Origin of the sequence: Reella acinonychis (assembly GCF_052384575.1) — a bacterium.
In the GTDB taxonomy this organism is placed as follows: domain Bacteria; phylum Pseudomonadota; class Gammaproteobacteria; order Enterobacterales; family Pasteurellaceae; genus JBQSUQ01.
In genome coordinates this window covers 118,355-142,842 of the sequence record NZ_JBQSUQ010000015.1, presented here as the reverse complement: position 1 = coordinate 142,842, position 24,488 = coordinate 118,355, and the positions used below count along the sequence as shown (strand labels likewise).

Here is a 24,488-nt window from a genome sequence, read left to right as displayed (position 1 = left end):
AGTTATTGATATGTTAAATAAATGGTTTTTGACCAAACATGCTTTACTTGCTGTAAAACCTTTTAGCGCGTTGAAAGACAGTTTCCGTTTAGGTTATAGCAAGCAGCATTTGTTAAAAGATATTATTTCTGGTTTAACCGTTGGGATGATTGCCATTCCGCTTTCTATGGCTTTGGCCATTGCAAGTGGTGTTGCGCCCCAACATGGTTTATATACTGCGATTATTGCGGGCATTGTGATTGCATTGACGGGCGGTTCTCGTTTTAATATTTCAGGACCAACTGCCGCTTTTGTGGTGATTTTATATCCCGTTACCCAGCAGTTTGGTTTAAGCGGTTTGTTGATGGCGACCTTATTATCAGGATTGATCTTGGTTTTAATGGCGTTTTGCCGTTTAGGTCGTTTGATTGAATACATTCCTTTGCCCGTAACGCTAGGCTTCACTTGCGGTATTGGCATTACGATTGCTACTTTGCAGATTAAAGATTTCTTCGGCTTGCAAATTGAACAAATGCCAGCGCATTTCCTCGACAAAATTCAAGTGATTTTCACTGCACTTCCGACTGCAAACTGGGCTGATACCTTAGTTGGTGTAGTGACTTTAGTTGTGTTGTCGCAATGGTATCGTTTACGTTTGCCTTTTCCGGGTCATTTACCTGCGGTGATGATAGGCACTTTGCTTTCTTTATTGTTAATTCAGTTCGACTATTCAGTGCAGACAATTGGTTCTGCCTTTCAATATGCATTGCCTGATGGAAGTATAGGTCAGGGGATTCCCAATATTTTGCCTGAATTTGTGTTGCCTTGGACTTTGCTTGATGCCCAAGGGCATACATTGTCGTGGGATTTTGAAACCTTACGCGCGCTATTGCCAGCGGCTTTTTCTATGGCAATGTTAGGCGCAATTGAATCTTTATTATGTGCGGTGGTGTTGGATAATATGACTAACACAAAGCACCATTCAAATAATGAATTATTAGCACAAGGTTTAGGGAATATTATTGCACCGTTCTTTGGGGGGATTACCGCGACAGCAGCGATTGCACGTTCTGCAGCGAATGTTAAATCAGGGGCAGTTTCGCCTATTTCAAGTGTGGTGCATGGTCTTTTAGTGCTTTGTGCCTTGCTTTTCTTTGCAGGAATTTTGTCCTATTTGCCTCTTGCTTCCATGGCAGCATTGCTCTTTATGGTGGCATGGAATATGCTTGATTTACATAACATTATTTCCCTTGTGCGTCGTTCGGGTAAAAATGAAATCGCGGTGTTAATTACCTGTATTTTATTAACAGTGATTTTTGATATGGTGATTGCTATTACCGTTGGTGTGTTATTAGCGAGTTTGTTGTTTATCCGAACAATTGCGGAAATGACCAAGTCTATTGAACAATCTCATCCGGCAGATTTAGATGATGTCTTAGTGTATCGCATTAGCGGACCGCTATTCTTTGCTGCGGCAGATAATGTGTTTGCGGAGCTGCATGATAAAACTGTGCATACAGATCATGAAATTAAACATATTGTCTTACAATGCGATACGGTCACTGTGTTAGACACTGGGGGAATTCATGCTTTAACGCGTTTTGTACAGCATATGTTGCCTCATCAACAACTCTATATGTGCAATATGCAATTTCAGCCTTTGCGCATGATTGTCAAATCAAATGCTGTACCAGAATTGAAAAAAATTAATTTTAGTTCTGATCTTGAAGATGTTTATCACAAAATTCGCCATTTCCAACAGGTTTCAACCAATTAATAGTTGAATTTTAATCATTTTATTGCTAAAAAGTAAACGATTGCCTAGGTAAATGCCTAGGCAAAGTTTTCAGAATCTCGCCCAAAATCCACCGCACTTTTTTCGCAATGGAGATGATTATGCAACCAACCCTTTTTATCGACCGTGACGGCACTTTAATTGACGAACCGAAGACGGATTTTCAAATCGACAGCTTAGAAAAATTGCAATTTGAACCGAATGTGATCCCCGCATTGTTGAAACTCAAACCCTTTTACCGCTTTGTGATGGTCAGTAACCAAGATGGCTTGGGCACGCCATCTTTTCCGCAAGAAGATTTTGACAAACCGCACAATGCGATGATGGCATTATTTAAGTCACAGGGCATTGAGTTTGACGAAGTGTTAATTTGCCCACACAAACCCGAAGACGAGTGCGATTGCCGTAAGCCGAAAATCAAATTATTGAAAAAATACATTGATAAAAAATTGTTCGATCCTGACACCAGTTTTGTGATTGGCGATCGTGCCACTGATGTGCAACTGGCAGAAAATCTCGGCATTCGAGCCTTGCAATACGACCGAGAAAAACTTAACTGGGATCTGATTGCGGAAAAATTATTGCCAAAACAGACCGCACTTTTAGACCGTAAACCACGCTATGCGGAAGTGGTTCGCACCACCAAAGAAACGGACATTAAAGTGCAAGTGTGGCTAGACGAAACAGGGATGAATGACATCAAAACGGGGGTGGGCTTTTTCGATCATATGCTCGATCAAATCGCTACCCACGGCGGTTTTAGAATGAATGTGTACTGCAAAGGCGATTTGTGGATCGACGAACACCACACCGTGGAAGACACCGCCCTTGCCCTCGGCACTGCATTAAAACAAGCCCTCGGCGACAAACGGGGCATTCAACGCTTCGGCTTTGTGTTGCCGATGGACGAGTGCAAAGCAGAATGCACAATGGATTTATCGGGTCGCCCCTATTTCAAATTCAAAGCCAAATTTAAACGTGAAAAAGTGGGCGATTTCAGCACCGAAATGACGGAGCATTTTTTCCAATCACTCGCCTACACGCTCATGGCAACGCTACACCTGAAAACTAAAGGCGACAACGACCACCACAAAATCGAAAGCCTGTTTAAAGTGTTTGGACGGACGTTGAGACAGTGTATTAAAGTGGAAGGGAATGAATTGCCGAGTTCGAAAGGGGTGTTGTAACGATTATGTTTACATAACAAAGAGCGGTTGGATTTTGCTATTTTTTTGCGAAATGTAACCGATTGAAAATAAGGAGATAAAGAATGCAGATTTTCCATAAAAATAAAACGCATTTAACGAGTTTAACTGAAATTCCATTTAAATTAGAGCGAGATATACAACGTTTATTGGAAAATAATCTCACACTTACCACGGGATTAGTGTTGGTGAAATCTGAATTTTCCGTACAAAATCAACGAATTGATACGCTGGCGTTTGATCCTGAAAATAATGCCTTTGTGATTATTGAATATAAACGAAATCATAATTACAGTGTATTTGATCAAGGCGTGAGTTATTTAAATACGCTATTAAAACATAAAGCAGATTTTGTGCTGGAATATAATGAACAATTAGGTCGAAACCTGAGAAAGAACGAGGTGGATTGGTCTCAAAGCAAAGTGGTGTTTGTTGCACCTGTTTTTAACCAAACACAGAAACAAGCCGTTGATTTTAAAGATCTGAATATTGAACTTTGGGAAATAAAACAATTTGAAAAAGACATTATTGTGATCAACGGATTAAAAAAATCTGCTTATCAACCAAGTATTAAATATGCAGATGAAAAACAGAATGAAAATTTATCTGAAATCACCAAAATAATTAAAACCTACAGTGAAGAAGATCATTTAGCAGGTAAATCTGACGAAATCATAGAGCTTTATCAAGCCTTTAAATTGGCATTGTTAAACTTAAGCCCAGAAATTAGTTGTACTGCTAAAAAATTATATGTTTCATTTAAATTAAATCGCACAATTGCGGATATTGAAATTCAGAAATCAGGTTTGAAAATTGGGATCAATTTAAGAAAAGGACAACTTGATGATCCTAAAAATTTAACGAAAGATGTTTCTCAATTAGGGCATTGGGGAAATGGGGATTATCAAATTATTGTGAAAGATACTCAACATTTGGAATATATAATGAGCCTGATTAAACAAGCCCTATAAATAGGAAAATAAATGACCAACTTAATCATCATCAACACAGGCTGTGCAAACCTGTCATCTGTAAAATTTGCATTCGACCGTTTGGGCGTTCAGGCGGAAATTAGCCGTGATTTAGACCAAATTCAGTCCGCCGATAAGCTGATTTTACCCGGTGTGGGTACAGCGAGTGCGGCGATGAAAAATCTGGCGGAGTTAGGGTTAATCGACACCATTCGTAACCTGAAACAGCCTGTGTTAGGCATCTGTTTGGGTATGCAGCTGATGACTGAGTATTCCGAAGAAGGCAATGTGGAGCTACTGAAATTGATGTCGGGCAGAACAGAAAAACTGCCTGTGTGCGATTTGCCGTTGCCACATATGGGCTGGAATAAGGTGCATTATGCCGCCGATCACCCGTTATTTTCAGGCATTGAGCAAGATAGCTATTTCTATTTTGTGCATAGCTACGGTGTATTGCCCAATCCGCACACCGTCGCCACCTGCGATTACGGCGTGCCATTTTCCGCAGTCATTCAGCATAACAACTTCTACGGCGTACAATTCCACCCCGAGCGTTCTGGCAAGGCTGGAGAAAAGTTGTTGCGGAATTTTGTGGAGAATATTTAGTGCAGGCTGAAATTTTAGTGATCAAAATCGGCGGAATTGAAACTTTAACCTTTAACGACGGATCTATGTTAGAAACTGCCATACGCAAAAAGCCGGTGCCAATGGTAAAAGTGAATCAACTTGGTGCTGAAGGTAATGACGTGAGCTTAAAAGCGCATCATGGTGGCATAGATAAGGCATTATTTTTTATGTCCGATAAATCTTTCCAAAAATTAACCGCACTTATTGGCAAAGAATTTGATTATCAAGGCATTGCTACTTATGGGGAAAATTTTATTGTGTCTGGTTGGGATGAAAATAATGTTTGCGTAGGAGATCGTTATCAAATTGGCACTGCAATTGTGGAAGTTTCCCAGCCTCGTAAGCCTTGCGATCGCTTATCGAAAAATACAGGCAATAAAGATACCCATCATATTGTGCGACATTCAGGGTTATCTGGCTGGTATGTGCGAGTCATCAAAGAAGGGGTGATTCACGTTAAAGATTCAGTGCAACGGATTCAATGCCCTTATCCACAATTAACGATTCATCATTTAAATAGGCTACTTGCGAGTTCTGCAGAAGATCTCACGCAAGAGGTATTAGAAGCTGCAATCTGCTGTGATGCCTTAGCAGAGGCATTTAAACGCAGTTTGCGAAGTCAGTTACAACGGATTGCGAAAGTGCAAAAACCGTGATTTTTAACCGCACTTTTAACATAAATAATAGGAAACACTATGCAAACCTCTCAAATTATCCCTGCCCTTGATCTGATTGACGGTCAAGTGGTGCGTCTTTATCAAGGCGATTACGGCCAGAAAACCCTTTATTCCGACAACCCCATTGCACAATTTCAAGAGTATGTGGCACAGGGGGCGAAGCAGTTACACTTGGTGGATCTCACGGGGGCGAAAGATCCGAATAAACGCCAAACCCAACTGATTGGGGAGATGATTCGTGGGGTGAATTGCCCAGTTCAAGTGGGCGGTGGCATTCGTTGCGAGCAAGATGTGGCGGATTTATTGGCGGTGGGGGCAAATCGTGTGGTGATTGGTTCCACTGCGGTCAAACAGCCTGAAATGCTGAAAGGTTGGTTTAACAAATACGGTGCGGAAAAATTTGTGCTGGCATTAGATGTGAATATCAATGCACAAGGTGAAAAACACATTGCCATCAGTGGCTGGCAAGAAACTAGCTCCGTGACTTTAGAGCAAGTACTACAATCTTTCGAAACCGTCGGCTTACAACACGTTTTATGTACCGACATTTCCAAAGACGGCACTTTACAAGGCTCGAATGTGGCGTTGTATCAAGAAATATGCATCCAATTCCCAACCATTCAGTTCCAATCATCAGGCGGCATCGGCTCGCTTTCGGATATTCAAGCCTTAAAAGGCTCTGGCGTGGCTGGCGTGATTGTGGGGCGAGCATTGTTAGAAGGCAAATTTAACGTAGCGGAGGCGATCGAATGTTGGCAAAACGGATAATTCCTTGCTTAGACGTGCGAGACGGACAAGTAGTTAAAGGCGTGCAATTTCGCAATCACGAAATTATCGGCGACATCGTACCGCTTGCGGCACGTTATGCCCAAGAGGGGGCGGATGAACTGGTGTTCTACGATATTACGGCGTCCTCTGACGGCAGAACCATTGATAAAAGCTGGGTGGAACGTGTAGCACAAGTGATCGATATTCCATTCTGTGTGGCAGGCGGCATTAAAAGCGTGGAAGATGCGGAAAAATTGTTCGCTTTTGGGGCAGATAAAATCTCGATCAATTCCCCTGCCCTTGCGGATCCGAATTTAATCAATCGCTTAGCAGATCGCTTTGGCGTGCAAGCTATCGTGGTGGGCATAGATAGTTGGTTTGAAAAAGAAACAGGCAAATATTGGGTCAATCAATATACAGGCGATGAAAGCCGCACTCGCCAAACCAACTGGCAATTACTTGACTGGGTGGAAGAAGTGCAACGTCGTGGTGCGGGCGAAATTGTTCTGAATATGATGAACCAAGACGGCGTTCGTCAAGGCTACGACATCGCCCAATTAAAGCTCGTGCGTGAAGTGTGCAAGTTACCATTGATTGCCTCGGGTGGCGCAGGAGAAATGGTGCATTTCAGAGATGCTTTTGCTGAAGCTAATGTGGATGGCGCGTTAGCTGCTAGCGTGTTCCATAAACGGATCATTGATATTGGTGAATTAAAAGTCTACTTAAAACAAGAAAATATTGAGGTGAGATTGTGATACAACTAACCCAAATCAACTGGCAAAAAGTGGATAATTTACTGCCTGTGATTATTCAAAATGCAAGTACTTGCGAAGTGTTAATGCTGGGTTATATGAACCAAGAAGCCCTTGAAAAAACCGTAGCGGAAAAACGTGTGACCTTTTTTTCTCGCACCAAAAAACGCTTGTGGACGAAAGGCGAAACGTCGGGACATTTTTTAAACGTGGTGGATATGAGTCTGGATTGCGATAATGACACTTTGCTTATTTTAGCGAATCCCATTGGTGAAACTTGTCATACGGGAGCAGAAAGCTGTTTTCATCAATTTGAATATAATACTGAGCCTGATTGGATTTTCTTTAGTAAATTAGAACGCTTGATTGCAAATCGTAAAGGTGCAGATCCACAAAGTTCTTACACTGCAAAATTGTATGCTCAGGGAACAAAACGTATTGCACAAAAAGTGGGAGAAGAAGGGGTAGAAACAGTTTTAGCTGCAATGGCAAAGGATTCAGAAGAATTAGTTTCGGAGGCTGCTGACTTACTTTATCATTTAGGTGTGCTATTGCATGATGCGGATTTAGGTTGGTCTGACGTCATCGAAAAATTAAAGTTACGTCATCAAGGCATTGGGTTGCATCCAGAGGGTTCCAATAAGAAGTAATAGATATAAAAAAGTGCGGTGAAATTCACCGCACTTTTTTTACTGTTCCGTTTTCTTAAATAATAAGGCTAGGATATAACCTAATACTAACCCACCCAGAGCGAATGGCGCCCATTCCATTGAATAATCTTTTAATGGTAGGCCTGACATCGATTCTAAACCTAACACAGACAGAATGGATACAACGGTTACTAATGCTACTGAAATGCGTTGAGCAAGTAGTGGTAGTTTGACAAATAAATTCACTAATAAAAGGAAAATAATCGTCATTGAAATTGGATAAAGGACTAATAAAACAGGAACTGATTTACTGATTACCGCCCCTAAACCTTGGTTTGCGATCGCAAAACTAATGATGATAAATAAGAATACATAAGTTTTGTACGCAATTTTAGGGAAAATTTCATTGAAATATTCGCTGACAGATACGGCAAGACCAACAGTAGTGGTTAGACAAGCTAAGGATACGATTAAGCCTAATACAATGCGACCAGCTTCACCAAAGAATTGGCGTGTTGCATCGTTTAGAATGTAAGTACCGATATTTTGTCCTTTTGCATTGAGGTCTGCTAGTGTTTCAGGTGTAATCGGTAAATTATTACCAATCCAACCTAATGCAACATAGATCAGCCCTAATGCAATAGCTGCTACGAATCCAGCAAGGATGGTTTCTTTGATTAACGCAGATTGTTGTTTTACTTTGGATTTGATCGCATTTAACACAATAACTGAGAATGCAAGAGAGGCGAGAGCATCCATGGTTAAATAACCTTCCAAGATACCATTCACAAAGTAGTTTTTACTTGTATCAATTTGTTGATGAACTGGATTATCTGAGAGTGTGAAGTAAGCTGAAATAACCAATGCCGCAATAGCGATTAGCAATGCAGGTGTGAGAATTGAGCCAATACGGTCAACCATTTTGGACGGATTTAAGCTTAACCATAGTGCGATAGAAAAATAAATAGCAGTGAAAATTAATAAAGATAAGCTACTTGATTCATCTAAAAACGGTACGATTGCCATTTCATAAGCGGTTGCGCCTGTACGTGGACCCGCAAAGAAAGGACCGATAGCAAGATAAATCACCATTAAAAAGATCACAGAAAACCAAGGATGAATACGATTTAATGCCTGTTTATAACCGCCTTCATAGAAAGAGGCGACGATAATACCTAATAATGGCAATCCAACGCCGGTAACCACAAAGCCTGAAATTGCAGACCAGAATTCTGTTCCACTGTCTAAGCCTAATTTCGGTGGGAAAATGAGGTTTCCTGCGCCAAAAAAGATAGCAAATAGCATAAAGCCAACAATAAAAGTGTTTTTATTCATTATTATTTTTTTCCTTGATGAAATAAAAAGTTAAAGTTTATTTGAGTAAGTCTTCATTTTTAGCATGATTCCATTTGCCACGTTTTTTATCCATATATTGAAAATATTCATTTGTGAAGGAGCCTTGAATACAAGTGAGTTTATCTGATCTTGTATTTACCGTTTTGCCTTCAAGGGCTCTATTTAAACAAACAGGGCCTGTTAATGTGAATACTCCTTGATCAACCCGACGTTGTTCAATGTTATCAATGATGATATCTAATGTATCCTGTAGAAATTGATTGCCTTTTTCCGAGGCTAAGAAGAAGTTGGTATATAAATTGCGACGAGTAATAACGACTTCGCTATCTTCAGGTTGAATAATATGAGATAAATTCCATACGATATGCCCGTCAATATCAAGGTAAACACCGCCTTCATTATATAGGGTGAAAATGCGCCAAAAATCTGCTTGTGCAGCACCATCTGTTAATTGGCTGTAGGCTTTGAATGTACGTTCATCCGCATGTGTTTTGATATATTCTTCGCGTTGTTCTGTACTGACATAACGATAATTATATTCAGGGGAAAGCAGTCTATTGACTAAGTAATTACAGTACACAGGCAAGGTAACAAGATTACTATAATTAGTTTGCCAAATAGTGCGGTTAATTTTTTGATTGTTTTGGGCTACTTTCCTTGCTGGACTAAATTCAGGAATAACAAAGCGCTTTTTAGGGAAAATAGCATGGAATGGGTAACTTAAGGTTTTGACGATATTGCCAGTCAAACGTAATAAAATGACAGATAGTTTAATAAGTATTGGACTATTCATAATAAATTTTTACAAAAATGAAAACCGGACATACTCTACCATTTTATTTGTTAAGAATAAAATAGAATTAATCATTTAATTGATGAAAGTGGTGGGCGATACCGGTCTCGAACCAGTGACCCCCTCCTTGTAAGGGAGGTGCTCTCCCAACTGAGCTAATCGCCCTACGATACAGTATTAACTGTTTGTAGATTGGGTTGTTTAAGTGGTGGGCGATACCGGTCTCGAACCAGTGACCCCCTCCTTGTAAGGGAGGTGCTCTCCCAACTGAGCTAATCGCCCACTTAAACAATAGGAGAACACATAAACGAGGACAAGATACTTATCAATGTTGAAAAGTGGTGGGCGATACCGGTCTCGAACCAGTGACCCCCTCCTTGTAAGGGAGGTGCTCTCCCAACTGAGCTAATCGCCCTTGTCATCGCTGTTTGCGTTGTGGAGTGCATTATAATTATTCTTCTCTTTCAGTCAACTTATTTTTGCAAAAATAAACTTGATTGGTCTAAAAATAAGCATAAAAAGGAAAATTTAGTTAAGAAAAAGCAGAAAAAAAGGTACAATGGAGCACAATTTTTTGTGATAGAGAAAAGGTTATCCGATGAAAATCGATGCATTATTTAATTTAGATCCTAATGTTAAAGTTCGTACGCGTTTTGCACCTAGCCCAACAGGTTATTTACATGTGGGAGGCGCGAGAACAGCCTTATATTCTTGGTTATATGCAAAACATAATCAAGGCGAATTTGTGTTACGTATTGAAGATACAGATTTAGAACGTTCCACGCCAGAAGCGACACAAGCTATTTTAGAAGGAATGGAATGGTTAAATTTAGCTTGGGAACATGGCCCTTATTTCCAAACCAAACGTTTCGATCGTTATAATCAAGTGATTGATCAAATGATTGAGCAAGGTTTGGCTTATCGTTGTTATTGTTCAAAAGAACGCTTAGAAGAACTACGTCATACACAAGAACAAAATAAAGAAAAACCACGCTATGATCGCCATTGTTTACATCATCATGATCATACGCCAGACCAACCTCATGTTGTACGTTTTAAAAATCCAACAGAAGGTTCAGTTGTATTTGATGATGCGGTGCGTGGTCGAATTGAAATCAGTAATAGCGAATTAGATGATTTAATTATTCGCCGTACAGATGGTTCTCCTACTTATAATTTCTGTGTAGTGGTGGATGACTGGGATATGGGCATTACGCATGTGGTGCGTGGCGAAGATCACATTAATAACACTCCTCGTCAAATTAATATCTTAAAAGCACTTGGTGCGCCGATTCCTGAATATGCTCATGTGTCTATGATTAATGGTGATGATGGTCAGAAATTATCTAAACGTCATGGTGCAGTAAGTGTGATGCAATATCGTGATGATGGTTATTTACCTGAAGCATTAATTAATTATTTAGTGCGTCTAGGCTGGGGGCATGGCGACCAAGAAATTTTCTCACGTGAAGAAATGATTGAATTATTTGATATTCATTCAGTAAGTAAGTCAGCGAGTGCATTTAATACGGATAAATTGCAATGGTTGAACCAACATTATATCCGTACGTTGCCAGCAAGCCATGTAGCCAAATATCTTGACTGGCATATGAAAGACCAAGGCATTGATTATAGCCAAGGGCCTTCATTAGAAGAGATTATTCCTGTTTTAGGTGAACGAGCTAAAACCTTGAAAGAACTTGCGGCTCAAAGTCGTTATTTTTATGAAGAATTTAGTGGTTACGATGAAAAAGCGGCAGCTAAAAATTTCAAAGTGGAAGCGGCTGAACCATTAGCAAAATTATTAGAAAAATTAACCGCACTTTCTGATTGGTCTGTGGAAAATATTCATGATGCGATGAATCAAACTGCCGCTGATCTTGAAATTGGTATGGGTAAAGTGGGCATGCCTTTCCGTTTGGCTGTCACTGGTTCAGGGCAATCACCATCAATGGATATTACTGCTAAATTAGTGGGTAAAACACGCACTTTAGCACGTATTGAAAAAGCCATTGCATTTATTAAAGCGCAAGCCTAAGCAAAAGTGCGGTAATTTTCACCGCACTTTTATGTCGGCTAAATAATTACTTGACAGCTAATTTTGCTGAATTTATTATAGCCAACGCAAACGGGGATATAGCTCAGTTGGGAGAGCGCTTGAATGGCATTCAAGAGGTCGTCGGTTCGATCCCGATTATCTCCACCAAATTTATTAGCCTTATCAATCAGTTAGTGATTGGTAAGGCTTTCTTGTTTTTGGTGTTGTGCCAATTTTGTGCCAAATAATTGCACATTGTCAGCATAAGTTTTGAGGTGTTTAGATGATAAGTGAGCATATTTGCGGACGGTGTCTGCCTTGCTCCATCCTCCAAGCTCTTGTAACACATATAAAGGCGTGTCAGACATTACGTGTCTTGTAGCCCAAGTGTGCCGCAAGTCGTGAAAGCGGAAGTTTTCAATTCCGGCTCTTTTTAATGCCGATCTAAATTCCCTTTTTGTTTTCTTAGATTGGATTAATCTAATTAAATTCTGATCTATCTCAATTAATTTCTTATCACCAAGATATTTACCCAGTCAATGTAGGCCATATATCATCACAAAATAAAAGCTGATGCTCTATCCTTATAAATTTATCATCCATAGTAAACGAAGCAAAAAATTCACAAACTCAGTTTGCTTAAAATTGAGAAGGAAGTATTATTTAAATCAAATATTCAATTTTGCATACTTGAGCGTAAATAGGTGAACAATGAAATCCACATTACGATGGAGGAAATTTAAAATGCCAGATCTTATAAACCCTTATGCAGATCTAGGGAGACCACTAACTAAGATAGAGGTTGTTGAAGGGTGGTTATGGGAACTGAAACATAATCCTGCAACTGAAGCTGTAATGTATCGAATCAGAAAACGTTACGGTCAAGATTGCACAACAAAGGAACAAGGTCTTGCCAAACTTGAACAAGAACTTGAAAAACTTAAAAAAGAGGAATAAGGAACCCAAAAATGACAATGCGATACGATCGCCTTGAATTTAAGGCAAAGAAAGATCAAAACGGGTTTATTCGTGATACCCCTGTTCTAACAAGAACGGGGGTTTTTATTTATCAGCAACCTGATGGCACATCAAGACGTGAATATCGTCCACCTGATGAGGTGTTTAAAGCGGACAGTTTGAATGCGTTTAAGGGCATTCCGATTACCGATGAACATCATGGCAAAATTAGTGGTAATACAACCCAAACCATTATATTTAATGGCTCAAATCAAAAAGAATGAAGAGGTAGGTGGTTGTATTTTATAGTTTTTGAAAAATCCATCAAATATAGCATTCAAGAGGTCGTCGGTTCGATCCCGATTATCTCCACCAAATCTTCTTTTAAGCTCCAAAATTTGGAGCTTTATTTTTTATATAAAAAATAAAGCTTTTCATTGTATTTTATTTAAATATAGCAAAATTATTTGTGTTTTCTTTTATAAAATATTGTGAAAAGCTGGCTGTTTATCTATTATTTCTGACCTAATTTAAACATTTGATGTATTCATGGAGAATTGCAATGCAATTTAGAGAAATTAATCCTTCCCCTCGTTTATTAATGTGTCCTGGTCCAACAGATGCTGATCCGCGCGTATTACGTGCGATGTCTGCTCCAATTTTAGGACAGTTTGATCCTGAGTTTACTTCTTTAATGAATGAAACCATGGAAATGGAACGTCGCTTATTCCAAACTAAAAATGAGCAAACCTATATTGTTGATACGACTTCTCGTGGTGGTATTGAAACTGTTTTAACTGCGGCAATTTGCCCTGGTGATAAAGTACTTATTCCTGCTTTTGGTCGTTTTGGTTATTTATTAAATGAAATTCTATCTCGTAGTGGTGCAGAAATTGTGTTACTTGAGAGAGAATGGGGAACTGTTTTTGAGCCAGAAGAAATCGAAGCGGAATTGAAAAAAGGTGGCTATAAAGCCGTTGCGATTATTCATGGTGAAACCTCAACATCAATGATGCAGCCATTAGATGAAATTGGCAAAATCTGTAAACAATATGATGCGATGTTGTTAGTGGATACTGTTGCAACACTTGGTGGTGTTGATATTCGTGTTGATGAGTGGGGAATTGATGCTTGTATCGCTGGTACACAAAAATGTATTTCTGCGCCTTCAGGCTCAGCCTTAATTACTTATAATAAACGCATTGAAGATATTATTGCCAAACGTAAACGCGTAGAGAAAGGTATTCGTGCAGAGTCTGATGTAGATGGTTTATTACCACCAATTCCAAGTAACTATTTGGATTTAGCCCAGTTACAAGACTATTGGAGTCCACGTCGTTTAAATCACCATACAGAAGCTACAAGCAACCAATATGGTGTGCACGAAGCATTACGTTGCATCCTTATGGAAGGATTAGAAAATCGTTTTGCTCGTCATATTTTGAACGATAAAGCGCTTTGTGCTGGTTTAGAAGCAATGGGACTATCTATTTTTGGTGATAGAAAACATAAAGCGCCAGTTGTGACTGCATTTAATATTCCACAAGGCGTATCAGGCCCTGCATTAAGAAGTGATTTATTAAATGACTTTGGTATTGAATTGGCAACTTCATTTGGTCCGTTAGATGGTAAAGTTATCCGTATTGGTAATATGGGTTATTCAAGTCAGAAACGTAACGTGTTGTTAACCTTAGGTGCATTAGAAGCCGTATTATTACAACATGGCGTCAAATTACCTGCCGGTGATGCGGTTGCAGCTGCATTAGCTGTTTATAAAGAAGCGGGTAAATAATTTATTCCATATAAATAAAAAAACTGCGGTAGAAAATGCCGCAGTTTTTTTATTATGTGCTATTTATTCATCTAATAATGCTTCAGCAAGTTCCAATTGTAATACGGCTGCTTTGGCAAAATAATGATATTCTGTAAATTCTACTGGCGTATGGCTGCGTCCATCTTTACTTGGTACGAAAATCATCACGGTTGGAATTTTCTGACCAATTTCTAATGAGTCATGACCTGCGCCACTTGGTAAACGTTTATAGCTGAAATGATGTGTTTTTGTTGAGTTTTCTAAAATGTTTAGCATTTTTTCAGAAAGCGCAACAGGTTGAATAATCAACTTGGTTTCTTTATCAAATTTAGAGCCAATTTTACTGGTTTCTTCAATGAGCGCCGCTTCAATTTTTGCAGCAATATCTTCAATGTTTGCCATATTTAATGAACGCACATCAACACTGAATTCGACTTTTTCTGCCACGATATTAATGCCACCTGGTTCCACATTCATAAAGCCTACAGTAGCAACGGTACCATCGCCTTTTTCACGTGCCCAATCTGGAATTTTTGAAATTACTTTGGTTGCAGCATCCACTGCGTCTAAACGCATATCCATTGGTGTTGTACCCGCGTGATCTGCACGGCCATAAACGGTAAACATATAACGGTGTAAACCAACAATACCAGTGACTAAGCCAATTTCAAGGCCTAAAGTATCTAACACTGGACCTTGCTCAATATGTGTTTCAATGAAGTGACCAATTGAGCCGTCAGCCCATTTTGCATTTTCAATTTTTTCTGGATTTAATCCATAAGATTTCATTGCATCGTAGATCGAAATATTGTCTTTATCTTTGAATTTACGGCAATATTCAGGTGTACGCAGACCTAACATTGCGCCTGAACCGAAATAACCAGTGCCAAAACGCATTCCTTCTTCATCATTGAAACCAGCTACAACAAAGTTGCGTTTAAATTTTTTGCCAGTTTGTTTTAATAAACGTGCAGTTTCTAAAGCAACGATAACGCCAGCGATACCATCGTAGTTACCACCATGTAGCACGCTGTCGTAATGTGAACCTGACATTACGCAAGGTAAGTTGGCATCTTCACCAGCTAAGGTACCAAAAATATTACCCGCTTCATCTTCATGTACAGTTAAACCTGCTTCAACCATTAAATCTCTTAAATAATTCACCGCACTTCTTGCTTCTTTAGAGAACGGAAGGCGAGTGCAACCATTGCCGGGCGTAGCGGTAAATTGTTTTAAATGTTCTAAATTTTGCGTAATGCGTTGTGTAATTTTTTCCATGATTATGTCCTATTTTTTCTTTTTACTTAGGATAAATACATCAATTGGTGAATAGAGCATTGCGGCAACCATTAATGTAAAACCAATATAAATTAAACCATTGCTCACTTGTGATATGCCGAGCATGATACAAGCAAAAGCAATCATAATTACAATAAAAGCAAGCGTCATTTTTCCAGCTTTTGTTTTAAAAAAAGAATTTTCCATTCGCTCACCTTATAACGAAGCAAAGTAAGAAACAATACCAATTAATAGGGTTGGTAAAAGAGTAATGAAAATAATGGTTTTTAATACATCCCCTTCTTTACCTAAAATATTGGCGGTTGTTGTACCTAAAATGATTTTACTTGGGCTAATAGCGCTACCAATTGCACCACCTGTTGTTTGTGCGCCAAGGATAGCTGCCGAGTTCGCATTGAGTAATTTAGCGGTTGTCATTTGGAAGTCACCAAATAGAATATTCGAACTCATGTTGCTCCCCGTCATAAATGATCCTAGCAAACCAATAAATGGCGCTAAAATTACATAGGTTTTGCCAAGAACAGCGGCCATGCCATCAGCAAGAACTGCGGTTTGTCCTGTTCCGCCCATGATTTTGGACATAATGACTAATCCCACAACCGCAATGCCTGAAGGCATGGTCATGGCTATTGATTTTGCAAAAATGGTTTTGGTGCCACCTTTTGCGATCCAACCTTTGCTTTGGTAGTAGAATAAGCCAATGATCGAAGAAATGAACAAGAACATGCTTGCATGTGTAAAGAGCGCGATAGGGGAGTAAGAGCTATAAGCTTTATTGACAAATCCATATCCAGTCACAGTTTCAGGGAAAGCAAAACCAATCTTAAATTGTGATAAGAACTGATTGACTGGGGAGATGACAAGAATTCCCAAAGTCAACACTGATAAAACAATATAAGGAATGAAAGCTTGAAGTAAACTCATATTTGGTAAGCTTTCATTGCTTGAGGTCGTTTTACTTCTATCCATAATTGGACTATCTTCAATTCGCCAAACATCCTTATACATTTTCATTTTGCTCATAAAGATGATAGCAATAATTGAAATACAAGCAGGAATAAAGGCGGCAATGGTTGTATTAATTTGGCTAAGGATTAGCTCGCCACCACCTTGAATAGTCGCAATGATGAGGGTAGCGATAAGCCCTTTTTTCAATGCTTTACCTCGACCATAGAACCAAGAGATCGCTAGGCCTGTTACCACAATCCACATCCAAAGGAATGCTGAAGTCCAAAGTGCGGTTAAAAAATAATGAGAACTGCCCACTTCAATGCCTGCTGATCCTGCAAGTGCATCCCAAGCTGCCGCCAGAGTACCAAATGTGTTCCCCCAAGCTTGTCCTAATAAAGGTAATACGACGGCCCATAATGGACGAACACCGATTCCGATCAACAACGGGGCGCCTACGGCAACGGGCACACCAAAACCAGTGATCCCTTGTAGGAAACTTTCAAAAATCCATCCCATTGTCATGACAAGTAATAATTCATTTGGGAATAATTTACTCATGCCTTCGCGGATCACTAAGAATGCGCGAGCGCCTTCACTCACTTGGTACATTAATACTGCGGTCCAAACAATGAGTAAAATCACAATTGCATACCAAATACCTTTAGCAGATTCAATTGCGATCAAAGAAATGTCGGCTTTATAGAAAAATAAGCCGGTAAATATAGCGATAAGCAATCCAACTGGTGCGGCTTCTGTTGCACCCCATTTGAATTTCACCATCAAAATGACTAATGCGATAATTGGCAAAAATGCCATGATCCACATGAAAAAATTAACTGGAATTTCCATTTTTACACCTTAAGAAAGCCGAAAACAGAGAATAGAACGAGATTTCTCTTCTGACCCTTAAATTGATTATAAGGTAGAAGTGGGCTTTATAGCCCACTTTTAACCCAAACTAAGAGTGAATGACAGTACCGGTTTCCCCTGCAATACCTTCTGCTGCTTTATCCAATAACGTAATTAATGCTTTGCGCCCTTTGCCGCTTTCTGCAAATCGCAATGCTGCCTCAACTTTTGGTAACATTGAGCCTTTGGCAAATTGTTCTTCGGCAATATATTGACGAGCTTGTTCTGTACTTAAATCTGATAACCATTCTTGGTTTGGTTTACCAAAATTAATGGCGACTTTTTCCACCGCAGTTAAGATGACTAGATAATCAGCATTTAATTTTTCAGCCAATAATGCACTAGCATTATCTTTATCGATAACCGCATTAGTACCCACTAAGCGACCTTGCTCATCAGAAATAACAGGGATACCGCCACCACCACAAGTGATCACGATATGACCCGCATTAACAAGAGTTCTAATGGTTTCTAATTCGCGAATACGTTTTGGTTTTGGAGATGGAACCACGATACGATAACCACGTCCTGCATCTTCCATGCAACGAATACCTTTTGCTTCCAACACACCAGCTTCTTCTTTCGTCATAAAACGACCAATTGGTTTGTCTGGATTTTGGAAAGCTTGATCGGCAGGATCGACTTCAACTTGCGATAAGATGGTGCTGACTTTTTGATCAACGAGACCGCGTTTTACTAATTCGTATTTGATCGCATTTTGTAAATCAATGCCAATGTATCCTTGGCTCATCGCTACACTAGTAGGTAAAGGGATTTCATCGCCAGTACTTTTTGCAAAGTCATCCATTGCACGTTGAATCATACCTACTTGAGGGCCATTACCATGGGTAATAACAATATTTTTACCCTGTAATAAAATATCAACAATCACCTGTGCAGTTTTAGCAACAGCTTCACGTTGTTCTTTTAAATTGTTGCCAAGGGCGTTTCCACCCAAGGCAAGTACAATAGTTTCTTTTGTCATTTATTTCAATCCTTATTATGCGTCAAAACCTAATTTCTTCGCATAAGCGAGAATCGCTTTCTCAAAACAAGCAGCAGGTGGACGAACTGTACCTGCACCAATTTGACCAAAGCCAGCCACTTTATGTGCAATACCTGTGTTGATTACTGGTGTAATACCTTTTTCAACAACAAGGCGAGCGTCGATACCCAAACAAGCACCTTGGAAGTTCCAGTTTGGCACAATGTAATTTGGGTTACGATCGATACAGATTTCCATCATATCGTTACTGGTACGTAATGCATCTTCATAACCACCCGCACCAACAAAACGTGTTACCGCTGGTGCGGCAATCATTGCCATACCACCAACGCCCATGGTTTCTGTAATTGCTGAGTCACCAATATCAGGGCAAGCGTCTTCACCGTCATAACCTGTGAAGTATAAACCTTGAGGGGTATTAACAGGACCTACAAACCACTCATCGCCCATACCTGCAATACGGATACCAAAATGTACACCATTACGACACATAGCTGTAACAATGGTACCCTCTGTTAATGTTCTGGCGCCATCCATGATTGCTTTACCTGTTGCCATCATGATATTTAGGAAGAACTGATCGGTATCAGCTAAGAATTTCATGACAGAATAACGATCTTCTTCGCTGAGATCTTTCATGTCTGTAATAATTGGAGCGACTTCTTTAAAGAACGCTAAAGAAGCAGCGATATTACGTTGGTGGAATTCATCGCCCATTGCGATTGCTTTAGCAACTAAAGGATTAACCGCTAAACCATTTTCCATTGAACGAATGGCTTTACCTAATGTTGGACCTAATACATCACGCATCCATTCAAGGCGTTTCACTACTTCATCAGAGTAGGCACCGAAGCGTAATACCTTACCGATACCTTCATTCATTGTACAGTAAGCAAAATTACCATCAGTTGCATTTTCAACCACCCAAACTGGCATATTAGCCGTTGTGATACCACCCATTGGACCCACTGCACGTACATGGTGGCAAGGAATGAATTTGATTTCGCCTGATTCCAATAATTGACGCGCTGAAGCTTCATCTTCGGCCCATTTTTCAAATAACACTGCACCTACACAAGAGCCTTGTACGGTATTTGGCATATCTTTATATTGAATTGGTGGTCCCGCGTGTAAAATGACTTTGCCTTCATTTAATTCTTTAATAACAGTTTTTGCAGGCACATTATCACGAATGATAGGTGCAGCAGCCACAACTTTAGCAATCACTTTACGGTTTGCTTCATCAATATCAAAGCCTTCGTAATTTCTTAAGAAGTTTAATACTTTGATTAACTGTACGTTTCCTCCAGCAGGTGGTGTCCAGTCATATTGCACCACATCGCAGCCAAATTTTTCAGCCACTTCAGCAAAACTTTTCAAACCAATATTGATGATGGTTGGTTTTTCTGACAGTAAACGAAGTAATTGTGCTGAAGGTTGATGTTTTTCTGTTGGTAAAACAGTTTTCGCTTTTACCGGTTTAACTTGTTCTACAAAATCTAAACCAATGGCGTTCATTGCAACTTTTACGGCGATTTTGTTTGTTTCACAGACAATCACACCCGCATCAGTTAATTTCTGTACTGCAGCATCATAGCTTTGGAAATCTTTGCGTGTGCCACATACTGTTGCTACAAAGAATACTTTACGATTTTCTGCTTCGGCTTTTGCTTTTAATGTGTTAATGGTTGGAATGAGCGCGCTTGCCATATCTTCATGTGAGCCATAACCTAATACCACATCAAATAAGATCGCACCAGTTGTGGCATCATCAACAGCTTCTTGCATACATTCAATACGTTTTGCAGGGTCGATCATTGGGTGAGGTTTACCCTGTGTATACACGTCGTCCCCTAAGTCCACTACAATATGGCCATCTTGTTTGAACATAAATCCATCTGCTTTGGCGCCTGAACCACTAATTGCTAATCCATCTTTTAATAGCATTGCCGCTTCGCCAGCTAAGGTTCCGCCAGAGTAGTAAGCTTTTAAGGTTTTGCCATCTGCTTTGTTGTAGAATTGGCTTGCGTCAACAGAAAAGTGCGGTACATTTTCTAATGATTTTTCGATATTTTCACCACGAACAAGTGCCACAGCTAAACGCGCAGCTTCATCTAATGTATAAGCATGGTAGAACCCTTCTTCATGGAATTCAGGTTTTTCGCCTAAGAACAAGGTAATCACAGGTTTGCTGAAATTACTTAAACGTGCTGAAATTTTCTCGCGTACTGCTTTTGCTGGTGGTTTAGAAATAACAATTAATACTTTCACGTTGTCATTTTGTTCCATGCCTTCAATGGCATCCAACATGGTCACGCCGCCGATATCTTCATAAAGGTCACGACCACCCGTACCAATTGCATTTTCTACACCTTCGCCTAAACGGTCGATGATTGTAGTTAGTTCTTGAATACCTGTACCTGAAGCACCGATAATACCGATTGAACCTGGGGTTACACTATTGGTGAAAGCTACTGGTACACCTTGGATAATGCCCGTACCGCAGTCAGGACCCATCACAACTAAGCCTTTTTCATGTGCTTTTTGTTTTAAGTGACATTCATCTTCAACACTCACGTTATCACTAAACATAAAGACGTTTAAGCCTTCATCTAAGGCACGTTCTGCTTCTAATGCAGCATAAGCACCAGGAATAGAGATAACAGCTAGGTTTGCTTCTGGTAATTTTGTTAATGCTTTATCCCAAGATTTTACGGATTCTGCACCAGCTTTAGCTGAGCTTGCTTGTGCTTTTTGTTTGAGGAATTTTTCGACTTCTTCCATAATCACATCAAGCAATTCTTCTTTTTCAATATCTGCAACCACCACCATATCATTGGCACTTGCTTCTAATAATTCAGGTGTGTCTAATCCACTTTGTGCAAAAATATCTTTATTCGCTGGTGTTGCCATCATAATAGACACTTTTTTCACGCCTTCTAAGCCTGAAATGGCGTTAGTTAATAGCATGAGAACAACGGAATCATGATAGCTTCCTTTTTTTACAACAGTCTTCAACATATTGTTCTTTTCCTTGTATTAATAGAGGGTGTATTTGGTACACCCTTTAATGAGATTATGTAGTTGATTAGTCTGCAAATCGGTTTTTGTGATCATAACGATCAAAGTGAATATCATCGCTAATTAAATATTCATAAACTGAATCTGCAATATCAATACCGCCTGTTGCATATTGTTCTTCTTTACGAATTTCTGCTCGTTCACCTGGATAGTAAACACGATCAAAACCATCGGCTGGTTTCATACCAACTAATTCATTAATTGATTGTGTCATATTTTTACGGAATTCTTCAGTACCACAGAAACGAGCTGGATCAATAACAATATGCATTTGGCCTAATCGACGACCTTCAGATAAATCGTGATACATTGATGAAACATGTTTACCAAATGGGACACCTAATAAAATACCAGAGAAAACATCCACCATCATCATTAAACCGTAACCTTTAGCACCAGAAATTGGTACTAATGCATTTACTTTATGCGGATCTGTCACTGGGTTACCATTCACATCTACAGCCCAAGTGTCAGGAATACTTTGACCACGAGAACGTTTATCTAAAATTTTGCCCCAAGCTTGAACTGTTGTAGCCATATCAAATACCACATTGCGTTCATCTGCTGGTGCGGCGAAAGAAATTGGGTTTGTACCATAATAAGGTTCAGAACCGCCGTATGGTACAGCCATTGGGTCAGATTGACAGAATGAAATAGCTAATAAGCCTTTTTGTGCAGCCATTTCTGTGTAGTAGCCAATTGCACCACTGTGAGAAATGTTGCGGATACCTACAACGGCAATACCTGATTTTTGTGCCATTTCAATGGCTTTTTCCATCGCTTCTGTTGCAGCGACATAACCACAACCGTTATCGCCTTCAAAAATAGCTGAAGCAGGGCCAGTTTCTTTCCACTCAAATTTAGGATCGTGTGTGATACCACCTTTAAAGATACGCTCACAGTAGTATTCCATACGAACTGCACCATGAGAATGGTAACCGCGTTCATCAGACCAAGTTAAAATTTCTGCCGTAATGTCAGCATGTTTTTCATTTAAACCTGCTTTCATTAATTTATTCTTCATTAAACCTTTTAGTTCTTCTCTTGTTAATTTCATTCGTTTTCTCCTTTTTTATAATTAAAGTTCAATATCGCGATTACATTCTTTTGAATAAATGTAAACAAAATCTTCGTCGCCAACAGCATAACAAGCTTGTGGGCAATAAGAATCCATAAAGACGTAGTCGTCTTTTTTCACTGGAATCCATTCATCATCTAAACGGTACATACCTTTACCTGATAAGAATAACATACCATGTTCTTGGAAATGGGTTTCAATGTAACCATGAGATGCACCTGGTTTGAAAAGCAAAATGTGCATATTCATATCAAAACCAAAGTCTTGTGCAGCAGGTAATAAATCTTTGATTAAGCAAGTTTCCATACCTTCATATTGAACATATTCAATCTCATTTACATTACCCACAACTGTTTTGGCTTTTTGATCTTTAAGTGGGGTGTAACGGCGACGATGAATATAAATTTTTGTATCTTCAGATGAATTATTCACAAAACTTAAAACTTGATCTGCAGTTGAGAAAATATAGCCGCCAGTCGTTAATTCCGCTTGTGTTTCTTGGTTTTTAACGGAAAGTTGACCTTTTACACAATACACAAACACTTCAATGCCATCGCCACCTACTTGCGTGCAACCGCCTGTAGGATGAACAACAGCAATATAATCAGCAAAAGATGCGCCTAAAGCTGGTGACGATAAAAAGCTAATATCACAATTATGGTAATAAGGAATACTATTTCTTACTAAACCATCAGTTTCTAAGATAACAAAATTATTTTTACGGATGACAGAACGAGTTGTGAGCAAATCTTCTCTATAACCCAACTGTCCATTTAAATAACCCATAATAACCTCCATAGTGACATGAATTTGTATTTATACGATTAGGCTTTATAATGAGCCTCTTTTTTAATTCTTAATAAGTTGGTGATATGTTACAAACAACCCATATTTTAATTGATACGATACAAGTTGTGAACTCAACATTACCGATTTACGCAACCCATTATATTGACGATAAAGTGCCACCTAAAGCCACCTTGGTTTATTTACATGGCGGTGGTTTGTTGTGCGGCTCTCGCCAAGATTTACCTGACTTGCATAAAACTTTTTTTACCCAAGCAGGTATTCAAATTATTGCATTAGATTATCCACTGGCACCTCATGCTCAAGTGGAGCAAATTTTATCAACAGTGGTTCATTCCCTAAAACTATTAAAAAAACAACCGCACTTTAAGGATTTGCCTTATTTTTTATGGGGCAGATCTGCGGGCGCGTATTTGGCTTTATTAACTGCCTCAATCATTAAAGCAGATGAAACATTGCCTCAGCCAAAAGGCGTATTGTCTTTTTATGGTTATGGTTTTCTTACTGATGATTGGTATGATAAGCCGAGTGCCTATTATACCAAATTACCAATCGTTGATGAATGCACATTCCGTCAACTGACTGAACAACCCATGGTAACGGCTGAAAGTCAATATTTTGGCGTGTATATTTATGCTCGCCAAACAGGATTGTGGAAATCATTAATTTATCAAGGACGAGATAAATTCTTTTACCTTGATTATAGCTTGCGAGCGAAAGACTTAACCTTGCCTTTATTTTTCGCGCATTCTACGGGAGATTCTGATGTGCCTTTCGCTGAGTTCAATGCCCTTTGTGCAAAATATCCAGCGGAACGTTTTGTTGCTGCGATTGATGCACATGATTTTGACCGCGATGAACAATCTAATACAACCCAAGAATTATTACATGCCAGTCTTAACTTTATTCAAAAAGTTAATGATTAATCAATCGAAAGTGCGGTGTAAAAATCCTTCGTTTTTCACCGCGCTTTTTG

Annotated in this window: 23 protein-coding genes and 4 tRNA genes; 14 read left to right on the top strand and 13 right to left on the bottom strand. The window is 39.4% G+C overall.

The window, feature by feature from the left end; translation table 11 throughout:
• Positions 1-10: 10 nt before the first annotated feature.
• The 8 genes from dauA (at position 11) to hisIE (ending at position 7,424) form a co-directional block, all read left to right on the top strand.
• The gene (dauA, locus tag ACT2CV_RS07545; protein WP_464972916.1) at positions 11-1,756 is read left to right on the top strand and encodes a C4-dicarboxylic acid transporter DauA; all 1,746 of its coding nucleotides are present in this window, start codon (positions 11-13) and stop codon (positions 1,754-1,756) included.
• A gap of 113 nt (positions 1,757-1,869) precedes the next feature.
• Positions 1,870-2,961 carry a bifunctional histidinol-phosphatase/imidazoleglycerol-phosphate dehydratase HisB gene (gene hisB, locus ACT2CV_RS07540; RefSeq protein ID WP_464972915.1) on the top strand — a complete coding sequence of 364 codons (1,092 nt, stop codon included), beginning with the start codon at positions 1,870-1,872 and terminating at the stop codon, positions 2,959-2,961.
• Positions 2,962-3,044: 83 nt separating this feature from the next.
• Complete coding sequence (locus ACT2CV_RS07535) at positions 3,045-3,950, top strand: DUF5655 domain-containing protein (protein ID WP_464972914.1); 906 nt, start codon at positions 3,045-3,047, stop codon at positions 3,948-3,950.
• Positions 3,951-3,962: 12 nt separating this feature from the next.
• The gene (gene hisH, locus ACT2CV_RS07530) at positions 3,963-4,556 is read left to right on the top strand and encodes an imidazole glycerol phosphate synthase subunit HisH (RefSeq protein ID WP_464972913.1); all 594 of its coding nucleotides are present in this window, start codon (positions 3,963-3,965) and stop codon (positions 4,554-4,556) included.
• Entirely contained in the window at positions 4,556-5,233 is a 678-nt protein-coding gene (locus tag ACT2CV_RS07525) for an MOSC domain-containing protein (RefSeq protein WP_464972912.1), read from the top strand. The genes hisH and ACT2CV_RS07525 overlap by 1 nt, the downstream gene beginning before the upstream one ends.
• A gap of 39 nt (positions 5,234-5,272) precedes the next feature.
• Positions 5,273-6,022, top strand: coding sequence for a 1-(5-phosphoribosyl)-5-[(5-phosphoribosylamino)methylideneamino]imidazole-4-carboxamide isomerase (gene hisA, locus ACT2CV_RS07520; protein ID WP_464972911.1), 750 nt, complete (start codon positions 5,273-5,275; stop codon positions 6,020-6,022).
• The gene (hisF, locus tag ACT2CV_RS07515) at positions 6,004-6,777 is read left to right on the top strand and encodes an imidazole glycerol phosphate synthase subunit HisF (protein WP_464972910.1); all 774 of its coding nucleotides are present in this window, start codon (positions 6,004-6,006) and stop codon (positions 6,775-6,777) included. Before hisA ends, hisF begins: the two co-directional genes overlap by 19 nt.
• The gene (hisIE, locus tag ACT2CV_RS07510) at positions 6,774-7,424 is read left to right on the top strand and encodes a bifunctional phosphoribosyl-AMP cyclohydrolase/phosphoribosyl-ATP diphosphatase HisIE (protein ID WP_464972909.1); all 651 of its coding nucleotides are present in this window, start codon (positions 6,774-6,776) and stop codon (positions 7,422-7,424) included. The genes hisF and hisIE overlap by 4 nt, the downstream gene beginning before the upstream one ends.
• 39 nt (positions 7,425-7,463) lie before the next feature.
• On the opposite strand, the gene brnQ is transcribed toward hisIE, so the two are convergent.
• From brnQ to ACT2CV_RS07485, 5 genes are all read right to left on the bottom strand, one after another.
• Positions 7,464-8,759 carry a branched-chain amino acid transport system II carrier protein gene (brnQ, locus tag ACT2CV_RS07505; RefSeq protein ID WP_464972908.1) on the bottom strand — a complete coding sequence of 432 codons (1,296 nt, stop codon included), beginning with the start codon at positions 8,757-8,759 and terminating at the stop codon, positions 7,464-7,466.
• A 37-nt stretch (positions 8,760-8,796) separates the two neighbouring features.
• Positions 8,797-9,573 carry a glycosyltransferase family 32 protein gene (locus ACT2CV_RS07500; protein ID WP_464972907.1) on the bottom strand — a complete coding sequence of 259 codons (777 nt, stop codon included), beginning with the start codon at positions 9,571-9,573 and terminating at the stop codon, positions 8,797-8,799.
• Between the two features lie 89 nt (positions 9,574-9,662).
• Positions 9,663-9,738 (bottom strand) — tRNA-Val (locus tag ACT2CV_RS07495).
• A 41-nt stretch (positions 9,739-9,779) separates the two neighbouring features.
• Positions 9,780-9,855, bottom strand: a tRNA-Val gene (locus ACT2CV_RS07490).
• A gap of 57 nt (positions 9,856-9,912) precedes the next feature.
• Positions 9,913-9,988 (bottom strand) — tRNA-Val (locus tag ACT2CV_RS07485).
• A 183-nt stretch (positions 9,989-10,171) separates the two neighbouring features.
• Here ACT2CV_RS07485 and gltX point away from each other — a divergent pair.
• On the top strand, positions 10,172-11,611 hold the full coding sequence (gene gltX, locus ACT2CV_RS07480) for a glutamate--tRNA ligase (protein WP_464972906.1): 1,440 nt from the start codon (positions 10,172-10,174) through the stop codon (positions 11,609-11,611).
• A gap of 92 nt (positions 11,612-11,703) precedes the next feature.
• A tRNA-Ala gene (locus ACT2CV_RS07475) sits at positions 11,704-11,779 on the top strand.
• Between the two features lie 23 nt (positions 11,780-11,802).
• Here the strand turns inward: ACT2CV_RS07475 and ACT2CV_RS07470 are convergent.
• Positions 11,803-12,087 (bottom strand): tyrosine-type recombinase/integrase, encoded by a 285-nt coding sequence (locus ACT2CV_RS07470; protein ID WP_464974058.1) that lies wholly within the window; start codon positions 12,085-12,087, stop codon positions 11,803-11,805.
• A gap of 268 nt (positions 12,088-12,355) precedes the next feature.
• Here ACT2CV_RS07470 and ACT2CV_RS07465 point away from each other — a divergent pair, with 268 nt between their 5' ends.
• The 3 genes from ACT2CV_RS07465 to ACT2CV_RS07455 all read left to right on the top strand — a co-directional run bounded on the left by ACT2CV_RS07465 (position 12,356) and on the right by ACT2CV_RS07455 (position 14,360).
• The gene (locus ACT2CV_RS07465) at positions 12,356-12,568 is read left to right on the top strand and encodes a hypothetical protein (RefSeq protein WP_464972905.1); all 213 of its coding nucleotides are present in this window, start codon (positions 12,356-12,358) and stop codon (positions 12,566-12,568) included.
• Positions 12,569-12,579: 11 nt separating this feature from the next.
• A complete protein-coding gene (locus ACT2CV_RS07460) occupies positions 12,580-12,852 on the top strand; it encodes a DUF2213 domain-containing protein (protein WP_464972904.1) in 273 nt (90 codons plus the stop codon).
• A gap of 278 nt (positions 12,853-13,130) precedes the next feature.
• Positions 13,131-14,360: a pyridoxal-phosphate-dependent aminotransferase family protein gene (locus tag ACT2CV_RS07455; RefSeq protein WP_464972903.1), complete on the top strand. Its 1,230-nt coding sequence runs from the start codon at positions 13,131-13,133 to the stop codon at positions 14,358-14,360.
• 63 nt (positions 14,361-14,423) lie between these two features.
• Here ACT2CV_RS07455 and ACT2CV_RS07450 read toward each other — a convergent pair whose 3' ends face one another.
• The 7 genes from ACT2CV_RS07450 to allE all read right to left on the bottom strand — a co-directional run bounded on the left by ACT2CV_RS07450 (position 14,424) and on the right by allE (position 23,491).
• Positions 14,424-15,659 carry a M20 family metallo-hydrolase gene (locus tag ACT2CV_RS07450; RefSeq protein WP_464972902.1) on the bottom strand — a complete coding sequence of 412 codons (1,236 nt, stop codon included), beginning with the start codon at positions 15,657-15,659 and terminating at the stop codon, positions 14,424-14,426.
• A 9-nt stretch (positions 15,660-15,668) separates the two neighbouring features.
• A complete protein-coding gene (locus ACT2CV_RS07445) occupies positions 15,669-15,866 on the bottom strand; it encodes a hypothetical protein (RefSeq protein WP_464972901.1) in 198 nt (65 codons plus the stop codon).
• Between the two features lie 9 nt (positions 15,867-15,875).
• Entirely contained in the window at positions 15,876-17,480 is a 1,605-nt protein-coding gene (locus ACT2CV_RS07440) for an L-lactate permease (protein WP_464972900.1), read from the bottom strand.
• Between the two features lie 109 nt (positions 17,481-17,589).
• A complete protein-coding gene (arcC, locus tag ACT2CV_RS07435) occupies positions 17,590-18,525 on the bottom strand; it encodes a carbamate kinase (protein ID WP_464972899.1) in 936 nt (311 codons plus the stop codon).
• A 15-nt stretch (positions 18,526-18,540) separates the two neighbouring features.
• The gene (locus tag ACT2CV_RS07430) at positions 18,541-21,567 is read right to left on the bottom strand and encodes a bifunctional FdrA/YlbE family protein (protein ID WP_464972898.1); all 3,027 of its coding nucleotides are present in this window, start codon (positions 21,565-21,567) and stop codon (positions 18,541-18,543) included.
• A gap of 67 nt (positions 21,568-21,634) precedes the next feature.
• Positions 21,635-22,684: an ureidoglycolate dehydrogenase gene (allD, locus tag ACT2CV_RS07425; RefSeq protein WP_464972897.1), complete on the bottom strand. Its 1,050-nt coding sequence runs from the start codon at positions 22,682-22,684 to the stop codon at positions 21,635-21,637.
• Between the two features lie 21 nt (positions 22,685-22,705).
• A complete protein-coding gene (allE, locus tag ACT2CV_RS07420) occupies positions 22,706-23,491 on the bottom strand; it encodes a (S)-ureidoglycine aminohydrolase (RefSeq protein WP_464972896.1) in 786 nt (261 codons plus the stop codon).
• An 86-nt stretch (positions 23,492-23,577) separates the two neighbouring features.
• On the opposite strand from allE, the gene ACT2CV_RS07415 reads away from it, so the two are divergent.
• On the top strand, positions 23,578-24,438 hold the full coding sequence (locus ACT2CV_RS07415; RefSeq protein WP_464972895.1) for an alpha/beta hydrolase fold domain-containing protein: 861 nt from the start codon (positions 23,578-23,580) through the stop codon (positions 24,436-24,438).
• The last annotated feature ends 50 nt before the right edge of the window (positions 24,439-24,488 follow it).

What these genes read in the sequence shown, in the direction of transcription:
- brnQ (WP_464972908.1), bottom strand. Translation starts at nt 8,759, where the DNA reads ATGAATAAAAACACTTTTATTGTTGGCTTTATGCTATTTGCTATCTTT.
- ACT2CV_RS07455 (WP_464972903.1), top strand. Translation starts at nt 13,131, where the DNA reads ATGCAATTTAGAGAAATTAATCCTTCCCCTCGTTTATTAATGTGTCCT.
- ACT2CV_RS07460 (WP_464972904.1), top strand. Translation starts at nt 12,580, where the DNA reads ATGACAATGCGATACGATCGCCTTGAATTTAAGGCAAAGAAAGATCAA.
- ACT2CV_RS07535 (WP_464972914.1), top strand. Translation starts at nt 3,045, where the DNA reads ATGCAGATTTTCCATAAAAATAAAACGCATTTAACGAGTTTAACTGAA.
- allD (WP_464972897.1), bottom strand. Translation starts at nt 22,684, where the DNA reads ATGAAATTAACAAGAGAAGAACTAAAAGGTTTAATGAAGAATAAATTA.
- ACT2CV_RS07430 (WP_464972898.1), bottom strand. Translation starts at nt 21,567, where the DNA reads ATGTTGAAGACTGTTGTAAAAAAAGGAAGCTATCATGATTCCGTTGTT.
- hisB (WP_464972915.1), top strand. Translation starts at nt 1,870, where the DNA reads ATGATTATGCAACCAACCCTTTTTATCGACCGTGACGGCACTTTAATT.
- ACT2CV_RS07450 (WP_464972902.1), bottom strand. Translation starts at nt 15,659, where the DNA reads ATGGAAAAAATTACACAACGCATTACGCAAAATTTAGAACATTTAAAA.
- gltX (WP_464972906.1), top strand. Translation starts at nt 10,172, where the DNA reads ATGAAAATCGATGCATTATTTAATTTAGATCCTAATGTTAAAGTTCGT.
- ACT2CV_RS07465 (WP_464972905.1), top strand. Translation starts at nt 12,356, where the DNA reads ATGCCAGATCTTATAAACCCTTATGCAGATCTAGGGAGACCACTAACT.
- ACT2CV_RS07415 (WP_464972895.1), top strand. Translation starts at nt 23,578, where the DNA reads ATGTTACAAACAACCCATATTTTAATTGATACGATACAAGTTGTGAAC.
- dauA (WP_464972916.1), top strand. Translation starts at nt 11, where the DNA reads ATGTTAAATAAATGGTTTTTGACCAAACATGCTTTACTTGCTGTAAAA.
- hisF (WP_464972910.1), top strand. Translation starts at nt 6,004, where the DNA reads ATGTTGGCAAAACGGATAATTCCTTGCTTAGACGTGCGAGACGGACAA.
- ACT2CV_RS07500 (WP_464972907.1), bottom strand. Translation starts at nt 9,573, where the DNA reads ATGAATAGTCCAATACTTATTAAACTATCTGTCATTTTATTACGTTTG.
- ACT2CV_RS07445 (WP_464972901.1), bottom strand. Translation starts at nt 15,866, where the DNA reads ATGGAAAATTCTTTTTTTAAAACAAAAGCTGGAAAAATGACGCTTGCT.
- allE (WP_464972896.1), bottom strand. Translation starts at nt 23,491, where the DNA reads ATGGGTTATTTAAATGGACAGTTGGGTTATAGAGAAGATTTGCTCACA.
- hisA (WP_464972911.1), top strand. Translation starts at nt 5,273, where the DNA reads ATGCAAACCTCTCAAATTATCCCTGCCCTTGATCTGATTGACGGTCAA.
- ACT2CV_RS07440 (WP_464972900.1), bottom strand. Translation starts at nt 17,480, where the DNA reads ATGGAAATTCCAGTTAATTTTTTCATGTGGATCATGGCATTTTTGCCA.
- hisH (WP_464972913.1), top strand. Translation starts at nt 3,963, where the DNA reads ATGACCAACTTAATCATCATCAACACAGGCTGTGCAAACCTGTCATCT.
- arcC (WP_464972899.1), bottom strand. Translation starts at nt 18,525, where the DNA reads ATGACAAAAGAAACTATTGTACTTGCCTTGGGTGGAAACGCCCTTGGC.